Source organism: Nostoc favosum CHAB5714 (genome assembly GCF_020829495.1).
Lineage (GTDB): Bacteria > Cyanobacteriota > Cyanobacteriia > Cyanobacteriales > Nostocaceae > Nostoc > Nostoc favosum.
In genome coordinates this window covers 1-22,536 of sequence record NZ_JAIVFQ010000104.1, presented here as the reverse complement: position 1 = coordinate 22,536, position 22,536 = coordinate 1, and the positions used below count along the sequence as shown (strand labels likewise).

The 22,536-nt window shown below is 41.3% G+C and carries 23 protein-coding genes and 2 pseudogenes; 12 read left to right on the top strand and 13 right to left on the bottom strand.

The features are described 5' to 3' along the window. Window positions 1-119: 119 nt before the first annotated feature. The 3 genes and pseudogenes from LC586_RS33795 (at window position 120) to LC586_RS33785 (ending at window position 2,710) form a co-directional block, all read left to right on the top strand. On the top strand, window positions 120-1,028 hold the full coding sequence (locus tag LC586_RS33795; RefSeq protein ID WP_229489858.1) for a hypothetical protein: 909 nt from the start codon (window positions 120-122) through the stop codon (window positions 1,026-1,028). A gap of 242 nt (window positions 1,029-1,270) precedes the next feature. Then, a pseudogene (locus LC586_RS33790) lies at window positions 1,271-1,486 on the top strand (DUF1257 domain-containing protein); the annotation flags it as partial. A 102-nt stretch (window positions 1,487-1,588) separates the two neighbouring features. Then, entirely contained in the window at window positions 1,589-2,710 is a 1,122-nt protein-coding gene (locus LC586_RS33785) for a type IV secretory system conjugative DNA transfer family protein (RefSeq protein WP_229489855.1), read from the top strand. A gap of 178 nt (window positions 2,711-2,888) precedes the next feature. Here LC586_RS33785 and LC586_RS33780 read toward each other — a convergent pair whose 3' ends face one another. Genes LC586_RS33780 through LC586_RS33770 form a run of 3 tightly spaced genes read right to left on the bottom strand, consistent with a single transcriptional unit; the run spans window position 2,889 to window position 5,149 of the window. Beyond that, complete coding sequence (locus LC586_RS33780; RefSeq protein WP_229489854.1) at window positions 2,889-3,545, bottom strand: N-6 DNA methylase; 657 nt, start codon at window positions 3,543-3,545, stop codon at window positions 2,889-2,891. Further along, the gene (locus LC586_RS33775) at window positions 3,545-4,399 is read right to left on the bottom strand and encodes a hypothetical protein (protein WP_229489853.1); all 855 of its coding nucleotides are present in this window, start codon (window positions 4,397-4,399) and stop codon (window positions 3,545-3,547) included. Before LC586_RS33775 ends, LC586_RS33780 begins: the two co-directional genes overlap by 1 nt. Before the next feature lie 48 nt (window positions 4,400-4,447). Next, a complete protein-coding gene (locus tag LC586_RS33770; protein WP_229489852.1) occupies window positions 4,448-5,149 on the bottom strand; it encodes a hypothetical protein in 702 nt (233 codons plus the stop codon). 193 nt (window positions 5,150-5,342) lie between these two features. Here LC586_RS33770 and LC586_RS33765 point away from each other — a divergent pair, with 193 nt between their 5' ends. Genes LC586_RS33765 through LC586_RS33755 form a run of 3 tightly spaced genes read left to right on the top strand, consistent with a single transcriptional unit; the run spans window position 5,343 to window position 6,382 of the window. After that, window positions 5,343-5,669 (top strand): DUF5674 family protein, encoded by a 327-nt coding sequence (locus LC586_RS33765; protein ID WP_084177611.1) that lies wholly within the window; start codon window positions 5,343-5,345, stop codon window positions 5,667-5,669. Next, window positions 5,666-6,028, top strand: a complete 363-nt coding sequence (locus LC586_RS33760; protein WP_229489851.1) for a hypothetical protein — start codon at window positions 5,666-5,668, stop codon at window positions 6,026-6,028. Before LC586_RS33765 ends, LC586_RS33760 begins: the two co-directional genes overlap by 4 nt. A 6-nt stretch (window positions 6,029-6,034) precedes the next feature. Next, a complete protein-coding gene (locus LC586_RS33755) occupies window positions 6,035-6,382 on the top strand; it encodes a hypothetical protein (RefSeq protein ID WP_229489850.1) in 348 nt (115 codons plus the stop codon). Window positions 6,383-6,671: 289 nt separating this feature from the next. Here LC586_RS33755 and LC586_RS33750 read toward each other — a convergent pair whose 3' ends face one another. Continuing rightward, window positions 6,672-9,284, bottom strand: coding sequence for a DEAD/DEAH box helicase (locus LC586_RS33750; RefSeq protein ID WP_229489849.1), 2,613 nt, complete (start codon window positions 9,282-9,284; stop codon window positions 6,672-6,674). A 205-nt stretch (window positions 9,285-9,489) separates the two neighbouring features. On the opposite strand from LC586_RS33750, the gene LC586_RS33745 reads away from it, so the two are divergent. The 5 genes from LC586_RS33745 (at window position 9,490) to LC586_RS33725 (ending at window position 14,491) form a co-directional block, all read left to right on the top strand. Continuing rightward, window positions 9,490-12,984 (top strand): tetratricopeptide repeat protein, encoded by a 3,495-nt coding sequence (locus LC586_RS33745; RefSeq protein WP_229489847.1) that lies wholly within the window; start codon window positions 9,490-9,492, stop codon window positions 12,982-12,984. A gap of 149 nt (window positions 12,985-13,133) precedes the next feature. Continuing rightward, window positions 13,134-13,541 carry a hypothetical protein gene (locus tag LC586_RS33740; RefSeq protein ID WP_229489845.1) on the top strand — a complete coding sequence of 136 codons (408 nt, stop codon included), beginning with the start codon at window positions 13,134-13,136 and terminating at the stop codon, window positions 13,539-13,541. A gap of 20 nt (window positions 13,542-13,561) precedes the next feature. Beyond that, window positions 13,562-13,768 carry a hypothetical protein gene (locus LC586_RS33735; RefSeq protein ID WP_229489859.1) on the top strand — a complete coding sequence of 69 codons (207 nt, stop codon included), beginning with the start codon at window positions 13,562-13,564 and terminating at the stop codon, window positions 13,766-13,768. Between the two features lie 67 nt (window positions 13,769-13,835). Then, window positions 13,836-14,060 (top strand): hypothetical protein, encoded by a 225-nt coding sequence (locus tag LC586_RS33730; protein WP_229489843.1) that lies wholly within the window; start codon window positions 13,836-13,838, stop codon window positions 14,058-14,060. Next, window positions 14,057-14,491: a type II toxin-antitoxin system VapC family toxin gene (locus LC586_RS33725; protein WP_229489841.1), complete on the top strand. Its 435-nt coding sequence runs from the start codon at window positions 14,057-14,059 to the stop codon at window positions 14,489-14,491. The genes LC586_RS33730 and LC586_RS33725 overlap by 4 nt, the downstream gene beginning before the upstream one ends. Before the next feature lie 131 nt (window positions 14,492-14,622). Here the strand turns inward: LC586_RS33725 and holA are convergent, their stop codons facing one another. The 4 genes from holA to LC586_RS33705 form a co-directional block, all read right to left on the bottom strand. Continuing rightward, the gene (holA, locus tag LC586_RS33720) at window positions 14,623-15,576 is read right to left on the bottom strand and encodes a DNA polymerase III subunit delta (protein WP_229489839.1); all 954 of its coding nucleotides are present in this window, start codon (window positions 15,574-15,576) and stop codon (window positions 14,623-14,625) included. Next, on the bottom strand, window positions 15,573-17,009 hold the full coding sequence (gene dnaX / locus LC586_RS33715) for a DNA polymerase III subunit gamma/tau (RefSeq protein WP_229489837.1): 1,437 nt from the start codon (window positions 17,007-17,009) through the stop codon (window positions 15,573-15,575). The genes holA and dnaX overlap by 4 nt, the downstream gene beginning before the upstream one ends. Window positions 17,010-17,251: 242 nt before the next feature. Next, window positions 17,252-17,605: a XisI protein gene (locus tag LC586_RS33710; RefSeq protein WP_229489836.1), complete on the bottom strand. Its 354-nt coding sequence runs from the start codon at window positions 17,603-17,605 to the stop codon at window positions 17,252-17,254. Window positions 17,606-17,805: 200 nt separating this feature from the next. Continuing rightward, window positions 17,806-18,390 carry a TetR/AcrR family transcriptional regulator gene (locus tag LC586_RS33705; protein ID WP_104902206.1) on the bottom strand — a complete coding sequence of 195 codons (585 nt, stop codon included), beginning with the start codon at window positions 18,388-18,390 and terminating at the stop codon, window positions 17,806-17,808. Window positions 18,391-18,522: 132 nt separating this feature from the next. Between LC586_RS33705 and LC586_RS33700 the strand changes: the two genes are divergently transcribed. Continuing rightward, complete coding sequence (locus LC586_RS33700; RefSeq protein WP_229489835.1) at window positions 18,523-19,017, top strand: GNAT family N-acetyltransferase; 495 nt, start codon at window positions 18,523-18,525, stop codon at window positions 19,015-19,017. Window positions 19,018-19,386: 369 nt separating this feature from the next. Here LC586_RS33700 and LC586_RS33695 read toward each other — a convergent pair whose 3' ends face one another. From LC586_RS33695 to LC586_RS33675, 5 genes and pseudogenes are all read right to left on the bottom strand, one after another. Next, a complete protein-coding gene (locus tag LC586_RS33695; protein WP_229489833.1) occupies window positions 19,387-19,938 on the bottom strand; it encodes a WGR domain-containing protein in 552 nt (183 codons plus the stop codon). Window positions 19,939-20,042: 104 nt separating this feature from the next. Further along, complete coding sequence (locus LC586_RS33690; RefSeq protein ID WP_229489832.1) at window positions 20,043-21,659, bottom strand: AAA family ATPase; 1,617 nt, start codon at window positions 21,657-21,659, stop codon at window positions 20,043-20,045. Next, on the bottom strand, window positions 21,656-21,913 hold the full coding sequence (locus LC586_RS33685; RefSeq protein WP_229489831.1) for a hypothetical protein: 258 nt from the start codon (window positions 21,911-21,913) through the stop codon (window positions 21,656-21,658). Before LC586_RS33685 ends, LC586_RS33690 begins: the two co-directional genes overlap by 4 nt. Before the next feature lie 45 nt (window positions 21,914-21,958). Further along, window positions 21,959-22,165, bottom strand: a complete 207-nt coding sequence (locus tag LC586_RS33680) for a DUF2997 domain-containing protein (protein ID WP_229489830.1) — start codon at window positions 22,163-22,165, stop codon at window positions 21,959-21,961. Between the two features lie 3 nt (window positions 22,166-22,168). Further along, a pseudogene (locus tag LC586_RS33675) lies at window positions 22,169-22,408 on the bottom strand (DUF1257 domain-containing protein); the annotation flags it as partial. Window positions 22,409-22,536 lie beyond the last annotated feature (128 nt).

Genomic DNA, 22,536 nt, shown 5'->3' with positions numbered 1-22,536 from the left:
ACCGTCGAACTAAGATTTCCGGAGCGCAGTGGAAGCGAGAAAATGTACCTCAAGTCCTAGCCCATCGCTGTGCCTACCTCAATGGATTATTGTCGGTTTGAGCCACTTCAAAAACTGGGATGCTCCCGGTTACAACCTCAGAAGTTGGTTTAAAGGGCATCAAAGTTTTCAAAGCTTTAGACGAAGCAGCAAGCCAATTAAGGCAAGAAATTGCTTCAGTCCAAGAATGGATGAATTATGACAATGGTGATTGGATTTGTTCTATAGACTTAGCACCCTTGGTCTGGAATCAACTAATCGGAATTCGAGATAATATTGCACCTGTTTTACGCACTCAACTGAAAGAAGAGTATGAAAAGGGGTACACAGACTATCAAGAACGTATTGATAAATTTCTCTCACTCAATGCTTGGCAGTTATCTGTAGAACAACAACAAGAAGTTAAGCAGAACTTAGCCAAAGCTTTTCCCTGTTTAGAGGAACTAGAGGACTATTTACAAGTAGTAATTGGTCGTCCTGTCATTATTCCCGCCATCAGTGAACAATTGTCAGAGAAACAAGCTGAATGCTTAGGGCAAATAACTCGGTTTATCGAACAGTATGACAGAAATTTAGAACAAACACTGAGGGAATCAGCGATACCTTCGGTGAGCTTCGCTAACGCAGGAGGTGAACAACTAGCAGCCCAGTTGCTCGAAGATTTGAGCAATTGGGAACCAGGACGCAAGCCAGTCAACTTCAAGAAGAAGATGGAACGCCATTTCAAGAAAGTCCAAATGCTTTTGGCTAACGCCAGTTTTGAAGCAGGTAGCAGCCTTGGACAAATGATGGCTCATCTAGAAAATGTTCTCGAAAACGCTTCTGTGGATGCCAAAAAGCTGGATTCACAAGGGCGTTCTCAGTTACAGGAAAAAATGGATGAAATTTGCTCCAAGCTTCTGGATGAACAACGCCATCTCCAACGATTAGCAAGTGATGAGGGTATGGGCTTAACCAAAGCTACAGCGATGTCTCTCAAACTTCGCTAGAAAAAACAATCAAGAGCATGTCTGTATCGTCGTTGATCGAAAACGAGGTGTGGGGGAGCCACTGCGGTGGACGGGTTTCCACAGCAGTAAGCAAGTGGCGTTGTAGAGGAAGACAATACGCCCACACTTCCCAAGCTTGCTACGGAACTAAGAGGGGAAGTGATAGGTAGGAACTTTTTGCTTCCTTGTCTATCACCACTGTTCGCATTAATTTACCAGTCCACAGTATTTAGAGGTAGGAAATGTCACACTTTTCAACTGTCGCTACAAAACTAACTAACCGTGAATGTTTAGTACAAGCTCTACAAGATTTGCAGCTTACCGTCCAAGTTTATGAAAAACCACAATTGCTCAGAGGTTATTACGACGACTCCCAAGAGAAAAGTGCTGAGATTGTTGTCCCTGGCCGTAGTTTAAGTGTCCGCGCAGATATCGGGTTTAGGTGGGATCAAGAGGCCTGACTTTTCACGGTATCTGGAAAACACCTTTTTGAGCTTTTCTCAGACCATGATTTTTACGTGAGTCATTTTCATTAACTTAAAGCTATTGAGAATTAGCTTGTGGAAAAAGTCACGTTGTTTCGCGGTTTGAGGACTTCCCGTGAAAAGTCAGATATGGCGATGCTGTATGCTGTGCTGCGGTTGCCAAAACTGGTACAGCGTCTTGACCATGCGGTACAGTCCAAAAGGTTGGATGAATGGGTGGCGACTTCGTTTATTCAATTTTTGAGTGCCAAGGATGCAGAGAAGACTATTTCGGGGATTTTGACCACAGCAGCAGGTACTTTCTCATCTTTCATCCAAGCTGATTTGCTGAGAGCATTTATAGGGAAATCGGATATTCCCACTAAGCTTGAAGGTAGAGAGATGGTGGTGTTCAAGCTAGATGATGAACGTCGTAGTGTGGTTGGGCCTCTGCTGGCAGCTGCAATGCACTTGATGATTGTTGGTAATTTAAGCCGTCCCCGCAAAGACCCGTTGATTATTTCTTTGGATGAATTACCATCAATTAAGTTGGACAGATTACCGCAGTGGATTAATGAATATCGTTCCAACGGTGCCTGCTTTATTCTAGGTATCCAAAGTTTAGAGCAACTTTACGATATTTATGGGGATAAGATGGGAAGTGCGATCGCTTCTGCTTGCAGTACCCATGTCTTGTTTAATCCTGGTAATTACAAAACGGCTGAGGATTACTCTAAACGCTACGGTGAGAAGGAAGTGCTGATTAAAAATCGTACCACAGGGCGATCGCTTGGCGGACAAATGAGCCGTTCAATTAGCTGGAGTGAGAATTTACAAAAAATGCCTGTAATCAGTGCTGACGAAATTTTGAAATTTCCTCAAGGTAAGTGCGTAATTACCAGTCCTGGTTACAGTTCCGAGGGACAAGCTTCTATTCCTTATCCTTTAATTATTCCGGTGTCCAAAGCCGATGAAAAACGGGCGCATGATAGTGAGGCTCTTTGGGATACACAAGTTAAACCTGCTTTAGAAAGTCAGGTGACAATTCCTGATATTAAAACGCTAACACAAGCATTACATGAACGGATTGAGTCAGCAGCGCGGATGTTGCCATTACCAGAGGAAGATGTAGCACCTGCACAGGAGTCTAATAGCAGTGAACCTAATGTTTTAGAAAATTTTACTAAACGAGTTTATCAAACACCAGGATTGCATTAAATTTTGACACAATATTGTTAGCAAAGCTCCTCGCGGAGCGAGGCACTCCTGTAATTCCCCTGTAATATCATGTTCGGTGAAAGACTTATCATTAAGACCGCAGAGCGAGACAGGGGAAGTGCTTTCTTTCATGCTTAACGAGCGCCTGCTGCGTACCCGGCTTGATATAAGTCCTGAATTACTTTAGGTAAATATGATTTTGCCAAACTTGTGTCATAAACTTTTTAAATTCTTCTATAATTAGCGGTAAATCACTATCAATTTCTTGGGTTTGTTGCCCATTTGTAATTGAACGAAAGAGACGACGACCTCGACTATCAAAACCAATTTTATCCGCAACTGCCATAAAGATTGAGTAGTCTTTTGGTACTGGTAAATCTCCACCTTTGCGCTGAAGAATTAAAAAGCTGGTGATAATTCCCAATCCACATTCTACCTGAAAGTTTTCTGTAGGTAACTGAATGGAAGCAATTAGCAAAGCCATGTCTTCTAATAGCCATCGGCGAAAGTGTGCTTGGTTAGATGAAGACAGAATTCCATTAGATACCAAGATACAGACTATTTCACCAGGTTGCAATTGATTTAAACACTGTTCTACAAATAAGCACTCTTGTTCTGCTTGGGTTTTCAACTTGGATGTAATCACGTAGCTTCCATCTCCGTGTTTTATCCATTTATAAGCCATCTCAAATCTGGCTAGTTCGGAATCGGAAGTGAGATTAATTTTGCAATAGGGAGGATTGGCAAGTGCTACAGTAGGCAAGGAAATTGGCAGAGGAGGATTCCTGACACAATTTTGAAATAGTTGTTGCCACTCAGTAATTTTAATTTCCATCAAAATAAACTTCCTTGCAACAGATTTTCTGCTTTAGTATTTTCATATTGGATACCATTAATTAGCAACCTATTATTTAGCTTCGTTTGACGTTTTGATGCGGGAGTTTCATACTTTAAATTTGGTCGGATAAAAGAAATACCCTTGCCAGTCAGGGTGTCTCCGATGACTAAATCTCCGCCCAAACTAGGAATAGGCAATGCCAAGTATGGAGCATAAAGCATGAAGTTTAAACTTGCTATTTTTATTAGTAGTGAATCCCACTCCCAGCCTGTTAAACTGATGGCATAATTGGACATTTCCAATGCTAATCTTCCTGTACCAAGTGCTGGTTCATATATATGAAATGGTGCTATTGCAGCAGAACTGTCAACTGATGCAATAGCCATTGTCCTGGCTGTCCAAGTAGGAGTAGGATAGAATTTAGCTCTCGATTGTCCGTAACGATTAGCAGCCAACAAATGACCGAAGTAATCGAAGGGACAAGAAATCAAAAGCTTCAGTTCCAGTTCTTGAATAAGACGATTGCTCGCACCGTTACATCCCTCTGGCTCATGAGGCAATTTAGCAATGCTGGGATGCCCTAGAGCATAAAGTAACCAGTCAGTGAAATAGGGAATAAATCTGGAAGGACTACCACATCCACCTGTAGAAATAGATTGCAGACAGCTTGAGAGCATCTGTAAAACTTGAGGATGTCCTAAGTCTAAAAACTCAGTTTGTGGTATTTCTTTAGGTAGTTCTCCAGTTTCCATTGTCCATCGCCATTGCTCCCACCTACCTTGATATTCATCATCTAATTTCAGTAGTTTTGATAGTAGCCATCCATGCTCAAAAGTTGATTTGAGTACCATTGGTGTTATCTGTAATAAACATTTGCCAATGGCAGAGGCATTAGCCTCTTAAATCTTGACTTCTGGAATAGCTTCTAATTTGACCATTGACGATAACTCAGGAATGACTATATTTGATTGTGATTTGTTATCTGGAGATTGAGTCAGTAGTTTAATTAACCATTTTTCAGTCTGCATCTGATCCTTTTTATTCCAGCGTACATCTAATCTTTGGGCTGGTTTAACAGGATGTAATGCTAAAACTACGAGTTGTATTTGGTTAGGAGTAACTGAGTATTGTCTAGCCGTAGTCCACAACTTTACCCGGTCTTGCCAGCTTAAATGTGGATGGCGTATAGCCCATTCATAAAGCCTGGGAATACCTTGTTTAAATGCTAGATTTGTTAATACTTGAATAAAGTGTTTATCGTCATTAATTGCAAGAGGTGCAATAACTGGATTATCGACTAATAACTTTTTCCGAGATTGAAAAATTTCCGGGGCAAGTTCCTGTATTTGATCAACCCACTGAGCAATTTGAGGATAGGCATTTAATAAAGGTTCTACAGTCAGTCCTAAAAATAGTTGTTTCATCACCAAAGAGAAGTTATCTGCAACTATAGAGTCAAAGGCAGAGCGATTTGGATGATATTTTTGACTGGGAAATAGGACTTGTTGTTGTGTTTTAGTAATTTGTTGAATATCGGCAAGATTAATTACTGGCATGGTGGAGAGAATATAACATCTCTCCCATGCAGCGGTAAGCTGCAAATTAATTACTTCGATTAATCATGCTTCAATACAGATATACAGCGTATTGTGGGTTGCAGGAAGTCCAGTTGCAGGAAGTAGAAAATTTAGTTACAAAGCTACGCACCAATTGGGTTTTAATGTTGATAGTTGAAGGCTGATGTAATTAGGCAAGATAGCCAGGGCAAGCGTATGTTTAATAGGAGTAAGTTTTTTGATTGAGATTATTAGAGTTCGTGCTACACCGGGGCAAATTGAGCAGATGCTACAAGAGTTAAAGTTTTATATTAAGGTAGCGGTAGATATTGAACATCGGATTCTGGCTGGGGGAGGTGAAATGCACTTTTACTGTGAACAGGCGTTGCTAGAAGATGGCAGTAAGCAGAGTGATATTTGGGCTGCTAGTTTTAGACCTGATACACAACAGATAATCTATGAGTCTATGGTTAATCTCCGTCCCCGACAGAATCGTTCAATGGAAATTATGGACGTTAAGATTAGAGAACAGGTTGCCGCAATTATTATGGAGTTTCTGGGATGAATAGTGGCTTAACTTATGAGCAAGAAACCTTTGTGCAAGATAGTATTCCTGTTAGATTGGGAAAATTGGCAATTAATTTAGCACGGATAAGTCAACTTTTCAGTGATTCTACGCATGAGGATGTGGTCAAAAGCCTGATTAGAGAGACAATGTATTTTCTTGAGTGGATAGCCCCAGATATAGATATTGACAATGCTTTTGAGTTAGCAAACTTAGGAAGGTTTCTCACACGCTGGCTGTTTAACTGGGAACAAGCCTGGAATAACACAGAAGCTAAAAACCAGATTATTCAAGAACTTGGCACTTGGTCAGACAGTGTTTTGCAAATGTCAAAATTACCTGCTGTACAACAATCCTAACTGATAATGACTCAATCCCAACCTCCATTACCACAACCCAAACTAGAATCTGCTGGTATTACCTCTGACCAGTATTTTGAATTTACTCCAGAAAAACTAGAACTGAGCAACGGATATTTGGGTTATGGTGGACAAGACCAACTTGGGTTTCATTTGTCAGTTCTCACCAACATGGGATTGTTGACAGCAGTTAGACATACAAATTTGTCGCTGTGGCTAGAAGCACTCAAAGGTGTAGTAAGGGAAAAACTACCGACTGTCAACGCCCAACCAGAAGTAGCAGAAGCAATGCTCAATCGATTTAATCGGGCGATTGCAGACTTGGAGGCAGTGATTGAGTATCTGGGACAATAAAATCTGGAAGTTGAGCGATGTTTACGACGATGCTTGTTGTGATTTGAAATAAAAAATGAGATTTTCACTCATGATATGCTTCAAAAATGAGTATCCAGTTTATAGTTCACTTTTAGTATTCGAGTTTTTTACTAATAATGATTATCGTGTAGGAGACAAAAAGACTGATAAGAGCGAAGTTCGTATCAATGTTTCGGTTTGATTATCATTATTATTCAGCTACGATTTGAGTAGGCGATCGCCTAACAACAGAGCGATCGCTTGGACAATGAAATATTTTAGCGATAGGCTACGTTTTGTCGGAGGCGATGGTCTCCGACCGACCGGAGGCGATCGCATCTAACAACAGTAATCCCATTTGCTTTAATAAAGCAGTGTTACCATCAGGGCAACCATGTTGAATTAGACACTTGGCACAGCCAGTATTGCAGTTGCAATCTAGTGCGATCGCTCTAGCAGCGCCAGCAAGTTTTGGCAGATGCTTAAACACAGCTTCAGCCGCACCATTTCCACCATCACTGGTATCATAGAAATAGCCTGTGTAATTGTTATTTTCCCCTAACTCCTTCACTACTGTAAAATTCACCTGTTTGGGGTCAACTCTAGCCACTAGCTGCAACGCTTTCATAATTTGATGCCCAAAGGTGTGGATAGCAATCAAGGTAGTGGAGTATTCCCACAACTGTTGATAACCAGGGGGAATCGCTTCTCCACTGCGGGTTAAATTGGTTCTAGTTTCCAAGGCATTGTGCTGGAGGTATTCCCGCGCATTTGAGTTAATCGCTACTTTGACCATTGGTGCGGAAAATTGAGTACGGAAAGGCTGCTCAAACTTTTCTTCTGACAGGGTTTTCACAATTAGAGCTTTGCGTGTGAGTTTGCTACAAAGCCGACAACGACGTTCTTTAGGTAGCGGCTCTTTGTAGTTAAGACACCGTTTGTTCAAACAAGTCTGCTCATAGATTTGGGTCATTAAACTGTAACCGCTAGTAATGTGTTTAACCTCACCAAAACTAAGTGACAGGGTTAAGTATTCCTGACAATCATCAACTTTACTGACTTGAGAAAACAGCAATGGTAACTTCACCGGATCTGTCAGCACTGTTAGGCTACTGGTTTCTGATTCCGTAACTGCAACTGTAAACAGTGAGCTATCTGCTGTCTGTTTTAAAATTGCTTGCTTGCTGTTCAAGTCAAGGGAGATGCACTGATAAGTCAGCATTCGTCCATTGGCATCTTGTCGTTTGTAGATGGCTTGGGGATGGACTTCCCGGTGAGCAATATCTTCTGAGATTTCCTCTAGTTCTTCCCCAGATTCTGCATCTACTAGCTTGATAGTAGTTTGAGATAAGCCACCCCGAAAGTTAACATCTTTATGGGGATAACCCTTTGCCCACAGTCCATTACGACCTTTATTTAGATGCCCTTGGGCTAACAGGAGTTTTGCTACCTCATAAGCTGCTGTGCCAAAGTAGTGCTTGATTTTATTAGTAGGAATACCAGTTTCTGCGGCTGCACACATCAAATGTTTAGCAGCAAAGATGGGATATTCGTCGTTAAAGAATACTTCCTCAGCTTCTGGCGATACCAGCATTTCTGGATGTTCTGCTACATAGCAGTCAATGGGATTGAGAGCATTGGGAAGCAGCACTGTCAGTCCAGACTGAGAACGTCCGGCGCGGCCACTGCGTTGCTGGTATGCCATTTTGGAACCAGGCCAGCCACGCAAAATGCAACATTCTAATTCTGGTAGGTCAATTCCAGCTTCTAATGCTTCTGTGGCAATAATCCACTTGATTGTGCCAGACTGGAGTTGGTCAACGACTTCTACCCGACGCTCAGAAGTAATGCCACTGTAGAATGCAGCTACTTGGTTTGATTTGAGTAATTCTGTTAGTTCCCGCACACTGCGACGGGAGTTACAAAAGGCGATACCTGATTTACCTTGATTGAGCAAAAATTGAATTATTCGAGCGGTATCACCAGTCAGATTGTAACTGGGCTGAGTGATTATTATTTGTCTAGATGGTGAAGCTGCTCCACTTTTGCGAATCCAAATTAGGGGTTTGGGGTTGAGTTTAGTTGGTTTTAAACCGGAGATTTTCAGAGCCAGTTGTTTAGGATTACCACAAGTAGCACTCAGGAAGATAAATTGCAGTTTCTTGGAGTCGCCACCGTAATGGTCTACTGCTAGTTTAATGCGACGAATCAGCCAGGACATATTTGCGCCATAGCTGCCTGAGAGGGTGTGAGCTTCGTCAAGCAGTATGTAGCGTAATCGCTGATAAAAGTTTGCCCAATGCGCGGATTTCCAGGCTTGCTTGAGTTGAAAGTGGATTAATTCTGGTGTGACACCTAAAATATGCGGTTCACTCTTGAGGATTTGTTCTCGTTTTTCTGATTTGACATCTCCAGTGATCATTGCCAGTATAGGTCTGGATTGTGTTGGTATGGTAGAGAGTAGTTCAGAGATTTTGTGGAACTGGTCTAGCGCTAAAGCTCGCAGTCCATAAAATGCTAATGCTCGATGTTCTTGATTGATGCAACCTTCCAGAATGGCGGGGTATGTGCTGAGAGTTTTGCCACTGGCTGTGGGAGAGGTGAGGATTAAACTTTTACCTTGTCTAATTGCTTGTAAGGCTTGAAGTTGGTGAGAGTAAAGTTGGGTAATTCCTAATGAGTGAAGTGCTTTAATTAATTTATTTGGTAGGTCATTAGGGATATTTTTCAGATTAGGTTCTTTGGCAGAGATAGTCTGTTGCCAGAGTAAATCTTCACCTAGAAATTCAGCAATATCTGTTGGTTCAGTAGGATGGTTATTTGAGTTGGAATTTTCTGTAATGGGTGTACGAGGTGGTGTCCAAAAGCTTTGTAGCAGGGCATTGTAGTTTGGCGTGGTCATAGTCGTAGTCTTCGCTCACTGCCCTAAAAAATCCCCCATTGGGGGAGTGATACTAAATTACACTCCTTATAGAAATCCGGCTTGAATTTTACCAGGTATACTGAAGCTCTAACCTTTGTCACGTAAGGCTTAGAGTGTCCCAGTTTTTCAAAAATCAAATCGGAATGCCATCGCATAAAATTAATTAGTTACAAGGGCAGCAAATATGGCGAAAAATTGCTTGCAGATTACTCATGAGGGAAATTCGATTCAACTTTCTTGGCAACGGGGACAAGCTAATCGTCGCACTGCACCAGCAGTACCTTTTGAGCATCCATTTGACAAGAAAGCATTAGACGATTTGCGCTGGTATTTGGAAGAGTATCTGCGCTTTCCCTATGGACTAGCCCCAGATAATGCGGTAAAGATTGAGCAGAAATTGCAGACTTGGGGAGAGCAGTTATTTGAGTTAGTATTTCGTAGTAGTGAGCAAGCACGGCAATTTTTTCAGGCAGCGACTTATGAAGGATTGAATCAGTGCGAGTTGGTGATTGTTTCTGATAATCCAGAAGTACTAAATTTGCCTTGGGAGTTGCTTTACTCACCAAGCGATCGCCAATTTCTTGCTCCTTCTTTAGCAGGTATGTCTCGCAGTCTCAGCGACTATCCTATCCGGGCGGAAATGGGAGAGTTACCCCAAGATAAACTTAATATTTTGTTAGTAATTGCCCGACCTTATGGTGAAAAAGATATTGCACTCAAAACCATTGCCCGTCCTCTTCTAGACTCAATATCAAATATTCGCAAAAAAGTCAATATTAAAGTTTTGCGTCCGCCTAGCTTTGATCAGTTTGAGCGAGAACTAAATGATAAACCAGGGTTTTATCATATCGTTCACTTTGATGGACATGGCAATTTTGACCCTGACAGCCAAGGATTTCAGCATAGCTTCGGTGCTGCGGGACAAGGAGTTTTAGTATTTGAAGCGTTCGATGGTTCACCACAAATTATTACAGCAGCGAAAATTGCTCAGAATTTAGCAGATTGTCGCGTGCCGATTTTTGTCTTGAATGCTTGCAAATCTGCTCAGGAGGGAGAAGAAAAGTTTTCTTCAGTGGCGACGCGCTTAGTGTCCTTGGGGGCTAAGGGTGTGGTAGCAATGGCTTATAGTGTATATGCCCAAGCTGCTAAACATTTCATGGGGCGATTGTATGGGGAATTAGCAGCAGGGAAAAGTCTCTCAACAGCAGTAAGTGCAGGGCGAAAGGAAGTTTTAAATCAGCCACAGCGTCCCAGTCCCAAAGGAGATAAACCGCTACAAGATTGGCTAGTGCCGGTGCTATATCAGCAAGAAAACTATACCCCGTTTACACCCGCAAATACAGTTGATGATATTGAAAGTTACTTTGAAGAAACTGTTAGTAATTTAGTGAATTTTCCCCAGGAAGGACGCTACGGTTTTATTGGGAGAGATTACCATATTTTACTTTTAGAACGGGCATTTCGCCAAAACAATATTGTGCTGTTGCAAGGTATGGGAGGTGTAGGTAAAACTGAGTTAGCTGGAGGTTTTGCTCGATGGCTAGATGAGACTCAGGGACGCTCTCTGATATTCTTTATCTCCTTTGAACATGGCGCAACCTTGAGTAATGTTGTCAATCAAGTGGGTAGAAAGGTTTGGGGAGATAAATTTTCCCAGTATGCGACCGAGAAACAACAGCAAGCTGTATTAAACTATCTGAAAAATCAAACTTGTTTGTTGATTTGGGATAACTTTGAACCAGTGGCGGGGTTCCCGGCGGGGAATGAGCCGTTATTGAGTGCTAGTGAGCGAGAGAATTTACAACGGTTTCTTAAAGATTTGCGGAGTGGGAAATCTTGGGTATTGATTACTAGTCGTCGTGAGGAATCTTGGCTTGATTGTGCTTACAGTTTGAATTTGCAAGGGCTGCGTGAGCAAGATGTGGAGGAATTAGCGGCGAAGATTCTGCAAATGGTGGGGGTAGATAGGGCGAAACTTCCCAAGGAATATTTAGATTTGTTGAAACTGTTGGGGGGACACCCGTTATCTTTGCGGGTGATTTTACCGCATTTGAAGACGCAGACACCATCACAGTTAATTGAGGCGTTGCGGCTGGGACTGGATACTTTTTCTGGTGCTGAGGAAGAGGGGAGAGATAAATCTCTCACGGTGTCGTTGGATTATTCTTTTGCTAAGTTGTCGGTGCGTACTCAGAGGCATTTGCCTTTCTTGGCAATGTTTTCTGAGAGAGTTTATGCATATTGGCTCTGCATCTTCTTAGCCAACCCTGATAGTGATTTTGGAAAGGCATACAGCGCGGTTTGTGGAGAAAACTTACAAACTAATGATTGGGAAGTAATTCTTGATGAAGCAGCAGAAGCAGGTATTTTAGAATCTCTAGGCAATAACATTTATAAAATTCACCCTGTTCTACCTTGGTATTTGCGCCAATGGCTGACTAAACAAATTACCAAAGCAGCAATTTGGGAACTGGAGAAAAATTTACTTCTTTTTTATGCAGCACTGGCAGAAAAATACTCTGAGCAATTAATTAGCAACGCCGAATCCACCAGTATAATGTTGCGATTGGAAGAACCAAATTTTTTACAAAATTTGTATCTTGCTGAAAAAAATAACCTTTGGGGTACTGTTCAATTAATTCTTACAGTATTAGGATATGTATATAAGCTCTGGGGACGTACACCTGAATTTAAGTCTCTACGACAACGAGCGATTAAGCAAATAGGTACAGATTTGAAAGAAGCAAAAGAGAAAGGTAAAGATGCTTTTGATTTGTGGATGTATCTACGTAACAATGAAGCAAATGAAGCTTTAGACGCTAATAATTTGGAAAAAGCAAGGGAAATTTATCAAAAAATTTTAGATCAGCTAGTAGCATTAGATACTTCTTCAGTAAATGATGGAATTGCTACTTTAAATAATAATTTAGGCAATGTCGCTATAGAACTAAGAGATTTTCCAACAGCAGATGCTTATTACCAAAAAGCACTGGAGATTAGATTACAATCTGGAGATTTTCACAGGGCTGCTGGTATTTATCATAATCTGGGTAGAATGGAACAACTGCAACGGCGGTTTGATGAAGCAATATATTATTCAAAAAAAGCTTTGGACATCTACGAAGATACTAAAAATATATATAAAACAGCCGATACATATAAAGCAGCAGGTACATATTATCAATTAAGTAATATAGCACGAGAAAAGCAACAACTAAATCAAGCATTTACCTATTGTCAAAAAGCTTTAAATATTTATAATAAAACTGGTAATCCACATGATATTGCACTGGTATATTATCAATTCGGTAATATAGCCTATTTACAAGAAAAAATTGAAAAAGCAAGAGATTATTATAATCAAGCTTTAAAGATTTATGAAGATGCAAAAGATTCTTATAACGCCGCAGATATATATGTTCAATTGGGTAAAGTAGCACAAAGACAACATAACTTTGATGACAGCGTTGCTTATCACAAAAAAGCCTTAAGAGTTTTTGAAGATGTAAAAAATTGGGATAAGGCAGCGACCGTATATCATCAACTTGGAATTATGCTCAAACAAATAGGAGAAAACCAATTTGAAACAATCTGGAGAGAGGTAACAGGTGAAGATTGCGCTGGAGAAATACGCGATGCAATTTGGTCAGCGCGAGATAATCTAGAAACAAAGTCATAGGAGAAATATTATGCAAACTTACAAATAAAAGAAAATATAGGGTGAAAGCATTTGAGGTTTTTTTGAAAATTCCCCATCCTTTCCAGAGGACTTTGACTCATATCAAGCAAAATGGGAATATTTGAAAGAGAAGCATAACCTATAAAAACATGAGTACCCAGTTAACCTCTGCCGAAATCCAAGAAATTCAGCAAATTCTCAAAGACTATACCCCAGCACAAACGGCACTTACCACCCTAGAAAAATACAATGGCAGACTCGACACCAGTTTTGATGAATTGTGGCAAGAGCAAACAGGTATAGAAGTCTATGGGAATAAATCTCTCTGGCAATCTACGCTGAAGATTCTGCGCGAAGAACTTTGCGGTGATGATGGCTTTCGCGCCCAATTCCAAGAATATACCAAAAACCCAGCCAGCGCCCCTTTACTCACAGGGTTAATAGTTTCTGTGACTACTCTATCAGGTTTACCCCTCGATCCGGCGATCGCCACTGTTATCGTTTTATATTTGATTAAAGTGGGTTTAAAGATTTTTTGCGAATACACCGCCCCATAAATTGTACCTCTTAACTGGACTTGATTGCTTTTTCAGTTAAAGGATCTAAATTAGCTGTAGATGAATCTAAAATTAAAATTGGTGGATTATTGATGATTGCCCTGGCGATGCCTGCGGCGGGCTACGCCTATGCTAATCGCTGTTTCTGTCCTCCAGAAACATTTGCCGGCAATCAGCATAATCTTGTATCCTATTTTTGCATAAATTGGCTAAATATAAGAGGCTGAGGCAATGGAAATAGAGATTAAAATAGAGTTAGCAAAGGTAGGGTTTACTTGATTAGGAGATTCTCTTATGAATTTACAAGAAATTATTAATTCTATTGAAAGTTTACCCACAGAAGAACGAGACTATTTGTTTGAGTTTCTCCGTAAAAAAAAGGAGGAATCTAGAGGGGATCATTTTTGGGAGGGATTACAAAAATTTAGAAAAGTAATCCAAAGCGAGGGGATTATCTTTACTGATGATGATTTCGCTGACTTACGAGATCGCAGTGTGGGAAGAGAAATTGAGCTATGAGCTTGAAATACTTACTTGATACCAATATTCTCTCAGAGCCAGCACGTCCTATTCCTAATGTCAACGTTTTGCACAAACTAGATATTCATAAATCAGAAGTTGCTGTTTCTAGTGTTGTTATTCATGAACTTTTACATGGCTGTTTGCGGTTGCCAGAATCTAAGCGGCGAGAGTCTCTTTGGAATTATATTCATGAATCGGTATTAAATTTACCAGTCCTTGATTACGATTTAAAGGCGGCACAATGGCACGCCCAAGAAAGGGCTAGATTATCCAAAATTGGCAAAACTCCTGCTTTTGTAGATGGTCAAATTGCGAGTATTGTTTACTGTAATAATTTAATACTGGTAACTAATAATGTTTCTGATTTTGAATTTTTTAATAATTTCAAGGTTGAAAATTGGTTTGTTAATAGCACTGAAGTTGTCTAAGGCGAGATAAGGGTAAACATAACTCGTGAAATTTATGTTAGATACTAATATCATTATTAGTGAATTTGGATTTTAGACTGAAATCAAATATACAATCCAAAATCCAAAACTCTCAGTCAACTTTATGTTGATTAAGTTAACTTAAATAACCTGCTAACACTAAGAATTATTAGCAGTAAATTCTTACTTTCAGCACCCCTCTTAATAGACATTTCCAAGTCCAGCATCATAGTTACTGCCTTAGCTAAAGCATTAATGCTTGTATTTGCTACCTCCTGACGCAAGTAGTAAATGCGATTAGGATTGCTGATATTGCACAGTTGAGCTAATTCACTATCTTTCTTAATCCCAGAAACAATCGCAGACTTAACCCATAACCAAGTTCTAAACTGCGTTAGAAGAGTAGTAACAATCACCATTAATGGTTCCGAGCGTGACAATAAATCATCCAGCAGGTGCAAAACTTGATTACTTTCTCCTTGGCGAATAGCAGATGCCAGTTGTAGGCTATTCTGAGTCTGACATGGCACTAACTCTTTTACTTCTGCAAGTTCAAGTTGTCTGCCAATACTATAGATATACAGTTTGCGTAACTCTGTGGCTGCACGGGTCATGTCGTTACCAATTGCTTCTGCTAGATATTCCACTGCATCCTTTGACAGCACCAGCTTGATTTTTTTAGCCTGAGTAGCGATCGCCTTCTCAATTAAATCAGTACGCCAAGGTGGTATCAATGGAAACTCAAACAAATTGGCATACTTGACAATATGTTTGTAAATCTTCAGCCGCTTATCTACAGTGGTGGCGACAAACACCAGAATTGTGAATTCAGGCACTTGAACAAGCTGCTGCAAAGTTTCTAACTCAGTATCACCCCACTGCTTGAGGTGGCAATTTTCCACAATTACCAGTTTTTTACCGCCTGTCAGGGAACGAGTGCGAGCTACACTGATAGCTTGGTCAAGGCGATCGGCTGGAAATCGGTGATAGCAAAATGTGAGCCATTGAGCATCAATCTCTGCTTTGTATTGGTTGAACTGTTCCTGGATGGCGTGTTGATTGTCACCTGTCAGCAAGACAATCATCCTTTTACCCTCCCATTACTGCTCTTGTTGGCAGTTTTAATTAACACAGTCATTGGTTGTTGACTTTGGGTAGCCCGTTGCAGCATTTTAGCGATCGCTTCTTTACTACTCTCAAACTTATTCAAGTAAGCTGGTGTAACCTCTAAAATTGCCTTTTCATCTTGCAATTTAACGAGATTTGCATGAGCCAACAGCTTTTGATTGCTGGGTTTAGCTGTATCCATCACAGAAAGCCAAATTTGAGCCAGGTTAGCGGTATTGGCTGCAACTGCTGGTAACAATTTGCTATCATGCCCTTTGTCATTTACAGGTTTAGCAGTTAGCGTCTTGGTTGCACTGACAGGCAATAAACTGGTCATCAGGTTCAGTAAGCAAACTTCTAGCCACACAGCAGCATTTACTGTGTACCGAAGATAGTTTTCTGCTTTTTGTAACTCTGCTAGAGACAAGTTAAGCGTCTCGAAATTCCAGTGATTTGCTAAAACCTTGAGTTGAGCATAGCTAACACAACCAGTCAGCAGGGATTGCTCTTTGAGTGCAGACTTGATAATTAGTAAATCTCGGTATGTTTGCAGTAAGTTGGAGAGAATCAATTTGGGCGTTTTTCCAGAATCTACTAAAACTCTTGCTACTTGCAGCAAGTTAAAGGTGTTGTTCGTGGATATTGCCTGTAAAATTGACATTAATTCTGTTTCTGTCACACCACCAGCGATTTCCATAACATGATTGGCAGTGATATCTTCATCTAAAAGACTCACCTGACCCAGTAATTGCAGTGCATCCCGCAATCCACCATCGCTGAGTCTTGCGATCGCTGTCAGTGCCTCCTCATCAATAGAGATAGATTCTGCATCTGCTACAATACCGAGGTGCTGCACAATTGCCTGAACAGACAAAGTGCGGAAATTAAACACCTGACAACGGCTGACAATAGTAGGTAATACCTTGTGCAGTTCTGTTGTGCAGAGAATGAAAACAACATGAGGTGGTGGTTCTTCAATACACTTAAGTAACGCATTGAAGGCGTTACCGGTTAGACAATGGCACTCATCGAGAATAAAAATTCGGTAACGTCCTGCAACAGGTGCTAAGGTACTGCGCTCAATTAAAGCACGGGCATCATCTACACCATTATTAGAAGCAGCATCAATTTCACTGACATCTAGGCTATTACTGGTTTCAATTGAACGGCAGGATTGACAAATACCACAAGGTTGGTCAGTTGGTTTTTTAGTGTTGAGGCAATTGAGAGATTTAGCAAATATCCTAGCAGTTGATGTTTTACCTGTGCCTCTAGAACCTGTGAATAAATAAGCTGGTGCAATTTGCAGGTATTTTACAGCATTAGTCAGAGCAGTTTTAATGTAGGGCTGTCCAACTAATTCGGCTATTGTCTGGGGTCGATATTTTTGATGTAGGGCGACTGTAGACATAGGATTCATTAACCTTAATTTGTCGCCCTTACCCCTGTTAAGGGGGTGTAATTTTGACTTCCAAATAGTCTGGTTTACTCAATTCCAGTAATATTTACCGATACCAGAAGTTGAGTACGCCTAATTATTTAAACGTTGAAACAGGTGGAGAAGTTTATGGAATTTACAACCGAGCTATAGCCATTTTATAATTCATATCCTTGGCTCATCAAACGCTAAATTTATCTTTTTTACCTGCCTCCTTAAGCAGTAGCGAATTCTGTTAAACCTCGTTTACTGGGATGATGAAAACCCAAAATAATATCGGCTTGGGGTATTCCGGCTGATAGCAAATCATCAACAACGCATAAATTAGTTGCATCTTCTTCCACCCAAACTTTGCCGTTTTTAATGCAGAGATAGATGATAATATACTGTATTTGCTTTTTGTCATCCCAGCCAAACCGAAACCAAAGATATTGATCTCTTGTTTCATCAAAAGCCAAGCGATCGCTTAGTTCAACTCCCGTATCTTTTATAACTTGAGTATTAGTAGTTTCGTAATACTCAGTCAATATCTTCTTGATAGCATTGCGGTATTGCTCTAGCTTATCCATTGCCAGATTTCCTCCTTTTCTGTATTTACAACTATTAACAGAAGGTGATTTTCTGAGAATTCTTTAAGTTGCATTCAATCACAGTACACTCAGGAGCTAACCCTCAGCTTATCTGGTTTTTGGCTTAACCGAACCGTATTGATAGTTAGGCAGTTTCGTTTGGTCGAGTTGGTAGTAACTTAAAACTTACGCGTCAGTGTTCAAGATGATGCAAGTATTGCATTGATATGGCGCCGCACGAGATATTTTTGTTGATCTGCGGAGAACTGCTCAGGAAAAATGACAACACCAGTGCCAATGCCATCCACTAGGGCGATGAGTGCATTGGCTTCGAGGGTTAAATCAAGATCGGCTCGAATCAGCAAGGCTTTTTGTAAGTCAGCTAACTCTTGAGAAATAATCTGCCGTAAGAAGTCATAGCGTTTTCGGTGCTCCTGAACAAGGCGTTCGCGCCCGATAGAATAACCCAAAAATGCCACCCAAACCTTCCAATCAGCTTTGTCAATGTCCTCCAGAGGTAGAGCCACAAAAATCATCTGCACTAGTCTGTCAATTCCTTGCCGTCCCTCGGCACAGGTTTTCATGTCCTCTAGGACGTTTTCAAACACCTGTTCCAAGGCAAATAGGGTGAGTTCTTCTTTATCTCGAAAGTAATGGGTAACAACCCCTGTCGAAGAGCCAAGTTCTTGCGCGATCGCCCGCATACTGGCACGATCCAATCCTTCACGGACAATCACTCGCCATGCCGCTTTAGCGACTTCAATACGGCGATCGTCATAACTCATAGCTCTCCTCGGTTTACAGCAACATGAAATATGTTGACATATTATCACAACAGTTGTTATGTTTTAATGTAACATAACAACTGTTGTGATATTTACTCCAGCGACTAACCTGTTTTGCACACGGAGTTTGCGATGATTCGACCGACCATACCCAATGACACAACCGCGCTGATTGCCTTAGCCGATGCAACCGGACTGTTCCAACCGAACCAACTTGAGGAGCTTGGCGAAATGCTGTCCGATTACTTCGGTGGTAGCAACGACAGCCATTCTCTACGAGACGGCAAAGCTGATCGCTTTTGGATTACCGACGATGACAACGGGGCGGTGGGGGTCGCTTACTGTGAGATGGAACGGATGACCGATCAGACGTGGAATCTACAGTTGATTGCTATCCGACCCGACCGCCAAGGACAAGGACGTGGTGCGACCCTGCTACGCTACGTTGAGCAAACATTGATGGCACGCGGCGGGCGTGTGTTGCTGGTAGAAACGTCAGGAACGCCGGACTTCGAGCGGACGCGAACGTTCTACCGCAAGTGCGGTTATGACGAGGAAGCGCGGATACGCGACTTCTATCAAGCGGGCGCTGACAAAATCGTTTACCGCAAGGCTTATTTGAGATAGGCTCAGTTGAAGTATCAGCATCTGGAGATGTAGGTTTTTTCTTTTTCCCTGTAGATATGTCTGTGATATTTGCTAATACTTCATTTTCGCCTTTAGGATTAGCTACACTTGTTTGTTTTGTCTGATTTGCAGGCTTTAACCTTTGTTTCGATGCTGTTTGAGTCATGATGATTTATTTCTGGTTGCGTCATTGTTAGAAAGGTGACTGCGATAGCAGAAAATAAAGGCTGTGAAGCTTTGAATCAGATGCTTTTACTCTGTGAGATATACAGAATTTTACTGATATATCCCATTTAACGACTCTCAGGTAAGCCTTTATTCAAACTGGAGCCTTCGGAGCCTCTGGCTTTGCTCCTGAATTATTAAGTTCTACAAATGCCTCCAAAAGTTCTTTCCAATGCTTTTTAAACTGATAACTTTACTTGTATTGCCAGATTCTTCTGTAGTGTTATCAACCAGCACAGGATCAGTTTCCAACAAAGAGTTCAGCAGTGATAGTTGATGTTCAACATCTGCCACATCGCGGTATATTCGAGACGGGTCTATTTTCATTCCTAAAGGTGTAGGAACAATTTTTAAATATTGGTTTAATGTCTCTAGATAATTTCTATTGGCAAATTGTCTTTGTGCTACATAAGGGCGCAATATCTCCAGTAATTGGATAGCTCTTTTGATTTCTAGAGAATCAGAAGTACTATCAATTTGAGGTTGGCTTTCTCGGTAGCCTTTCATTTTCTTCTCAGCCACGAGATTATGAAATTTAGAAACTGCTTGTTGATAATTACCGAAAGAGTGAACTTTTTGCTGAGATTTGTAGCCTACCCTACCCCACTCAACAGTTAGATTGCTTTGCTCAACTTTTGCACTCCAGAATTTGTTACTGTTCTGAGCCGCATTTACAAATATTAAGTAAACTTCCATATTTTTGACATAATTTAGAGTAAAGTATTGCCATGTCAAATGAATATCTCAAAAACAGATGTTCATTTGACAAAAGCTTCAAATCATTACTAATTTGGGAATACCTAATTAGTGCGGAACCTAGAAGTACGAAGACCTTTCTTAGACACCTGGACAGGACTGGAAGCTGGTCGCGCAATCTTTGACCAAGACTGCATCCGCTCAACAGCAGCAGCATCTTGAACAGCTAAAGGAGTAATGTTTTGCTGACAATTTTCTAAATCAGCCAGTGTGATTTGCTGAGGTCTTCCCTCATCGAAAGCCAGTAGTGCTGCTTCTGATGCCAGGGTTTCCAACTCAGCACCACTAAACTTGTCGGTGCCAGCAGCGATCGCCTCTAAATATTCCTGTGGAACTTCTATACCAAACCGTTCCAAATGAATCTTGAGAATCTGGCAACGTTCCAACTCAGTAGGCAGGTCAACGAAGAAATTCTCATCAAACCGCCCTTTCCTCTTGAACTCAATAGGCAGCGCTGTTGGGTCATTACAGGTTGCCACCACAAACACCCCCGCTGTACACTCAGACATGAAAGTGAGGATATTTCCCAGAATCCTTTGTGAGACTCCAGAAGTATCGCCATTAGCTGAAAGTGCTTTCTCAACCTCATCAATCCACAAAATACAGGGTGCAATAGCTTCAGCAGTTTTGAGTGCGCGACGGACATTGCCCTCAGATTCTCCAACCAAACTACCAAGCATTGAGGCAATGTCTAATTGCAGCAGTGGAAGATTGAGTATGGTTGCAATGTTTTTCGCCACTATCGATTTACCTGTTCCTGGTGGCCCCGCCAATAGCACCCCTTTAGGTTGGGGTAGATTTAGCGATCGCGCTTCCTGGGAAAATAACCGACGGCGGCGTTGCAACCAATCGCGCAACAGGTCTAGTCCACCAAAGGGTATGGTCGCCAGTTTACCTAATTCAATACCCATCTGAGACAGTAGGCGGGTTTTGTATTCGACAACCAAAGGGATGACCGTAGTATCAATTACTATACCTTTAGAAGTTAATCGCTCCTTAACAGTGAGCCGGAGAAAGTCGCTAATTTCCTCCAAGGTTAGCCCTAAAGCTGCTCTTGCCAAGGTTTCTTTATCTTCAGTAGTGAGAGATACGGTAAAAGTTACCTCTTGCTCACTGGCAGATTCTTGCAAATACAGCAAATATGATTCTAAGTGGTCTTGAATTTGCTCAATGCTGGGCAAAGGAACTTCACAACAAGGAATAAGTCTCAGCAGGGATTCGTGCAGTTGAATGTTTTGACCTAAAAACACAATTCGCTTTTCAGTCGGTTTGAGGCGATGGTACAAGTTTTTTACTCTGGTGAGGATTTCCCAACTCAATTGCAGAGAGTTTTTACCAACAAAAGGGTGAACATCTCCCAGGATAAAAACCCCATTACCGCCGAAATTGTTGATGTACTCAAACACATATATTAAAGGGTCTATGTTATGAGGCTTTTTATACGTCTCGACTGATTTGAACACCAGTCCACCGTCGTCAGCAATTAGACATTGCTCTAAGCCGGAAACTCCCAAATTCCAGAAGTACACAGGACTGTTAAGTTTGTCCATCACTTCAGTAGTTAACCACTGAATGATAGTGGCTTCTTCGGGGGACAGAACATCTATTGCCACGATGGGTATTTGAGAGTCAATGGTGGTAATCAGGTTTGATAATTTCATTGTTGCGAATTTTGATCGGGTACGGGAGAAAGTTTTTCGTGAGTGGTAACAAGATGCACGACTACTTCGTAAACTTCGGCATCGCCGTTAAACACTTCAGCAACTCCAGAAGAATTTGGATGAGCAATGGCGGAAATTAGGGCATTGACTAAAGCACACAGTCCCTCCGCATTTCCTTTGATAATTACTGGTTGCCGCACTCCTTTTGAGGGATAAATATCGAGCATCGGATAATCTTCAGGTAGTTCGCTCATAGAAAAATTGTGCGGGGGAATTTTCCTCGCTCCCCCATCGAATGTTTATTGGTACAGTTGTTGTTGATGAGTAATGATGCTACGAAGCTGTTGCTGAGATTCTGGTTTGTAAATGCCATCGCCCTGTACCATACCCAAAGCTTCTTCAAAGGGTTGCGTTGCTTCTAGGCACGACAATCCCTCAAATCCCTCGGCTTCTATTTTCACTTCACCTGTAGCAGTGTCAAAATGTATCAATATTTCCCGTTCCATAAATTATCTCCGAACTTGTTGAGTTTGCTGATGTGCTGAAAATGCAAGGCGCAGAGTATGTACCTGACCGTTGGTTTCTTCTGTGATGGTGCATTCTCCTAGATGTTCTTGTAACTGGGCTGCTTTAGCGCGAACCATCTTCTTGCCATAGGCTTGTATTAGGGTGTGAGAAAAGAAGTTTTCTCCTAGTCGGGGTACAGTTTCATAGGCATCATGGATGAGTTGATACACCCCTGCCTCTTGACTGACTTTTCACGGGATGTGGAAAAGAAAAAGTGGTTCGCGATGGTCTGTCGCGAACCACTGACTATTCTTTATTATATTTGGAAGTTTCTTCGACTAAATCTTTTAAACCCTGTTTGAGAGCCTCA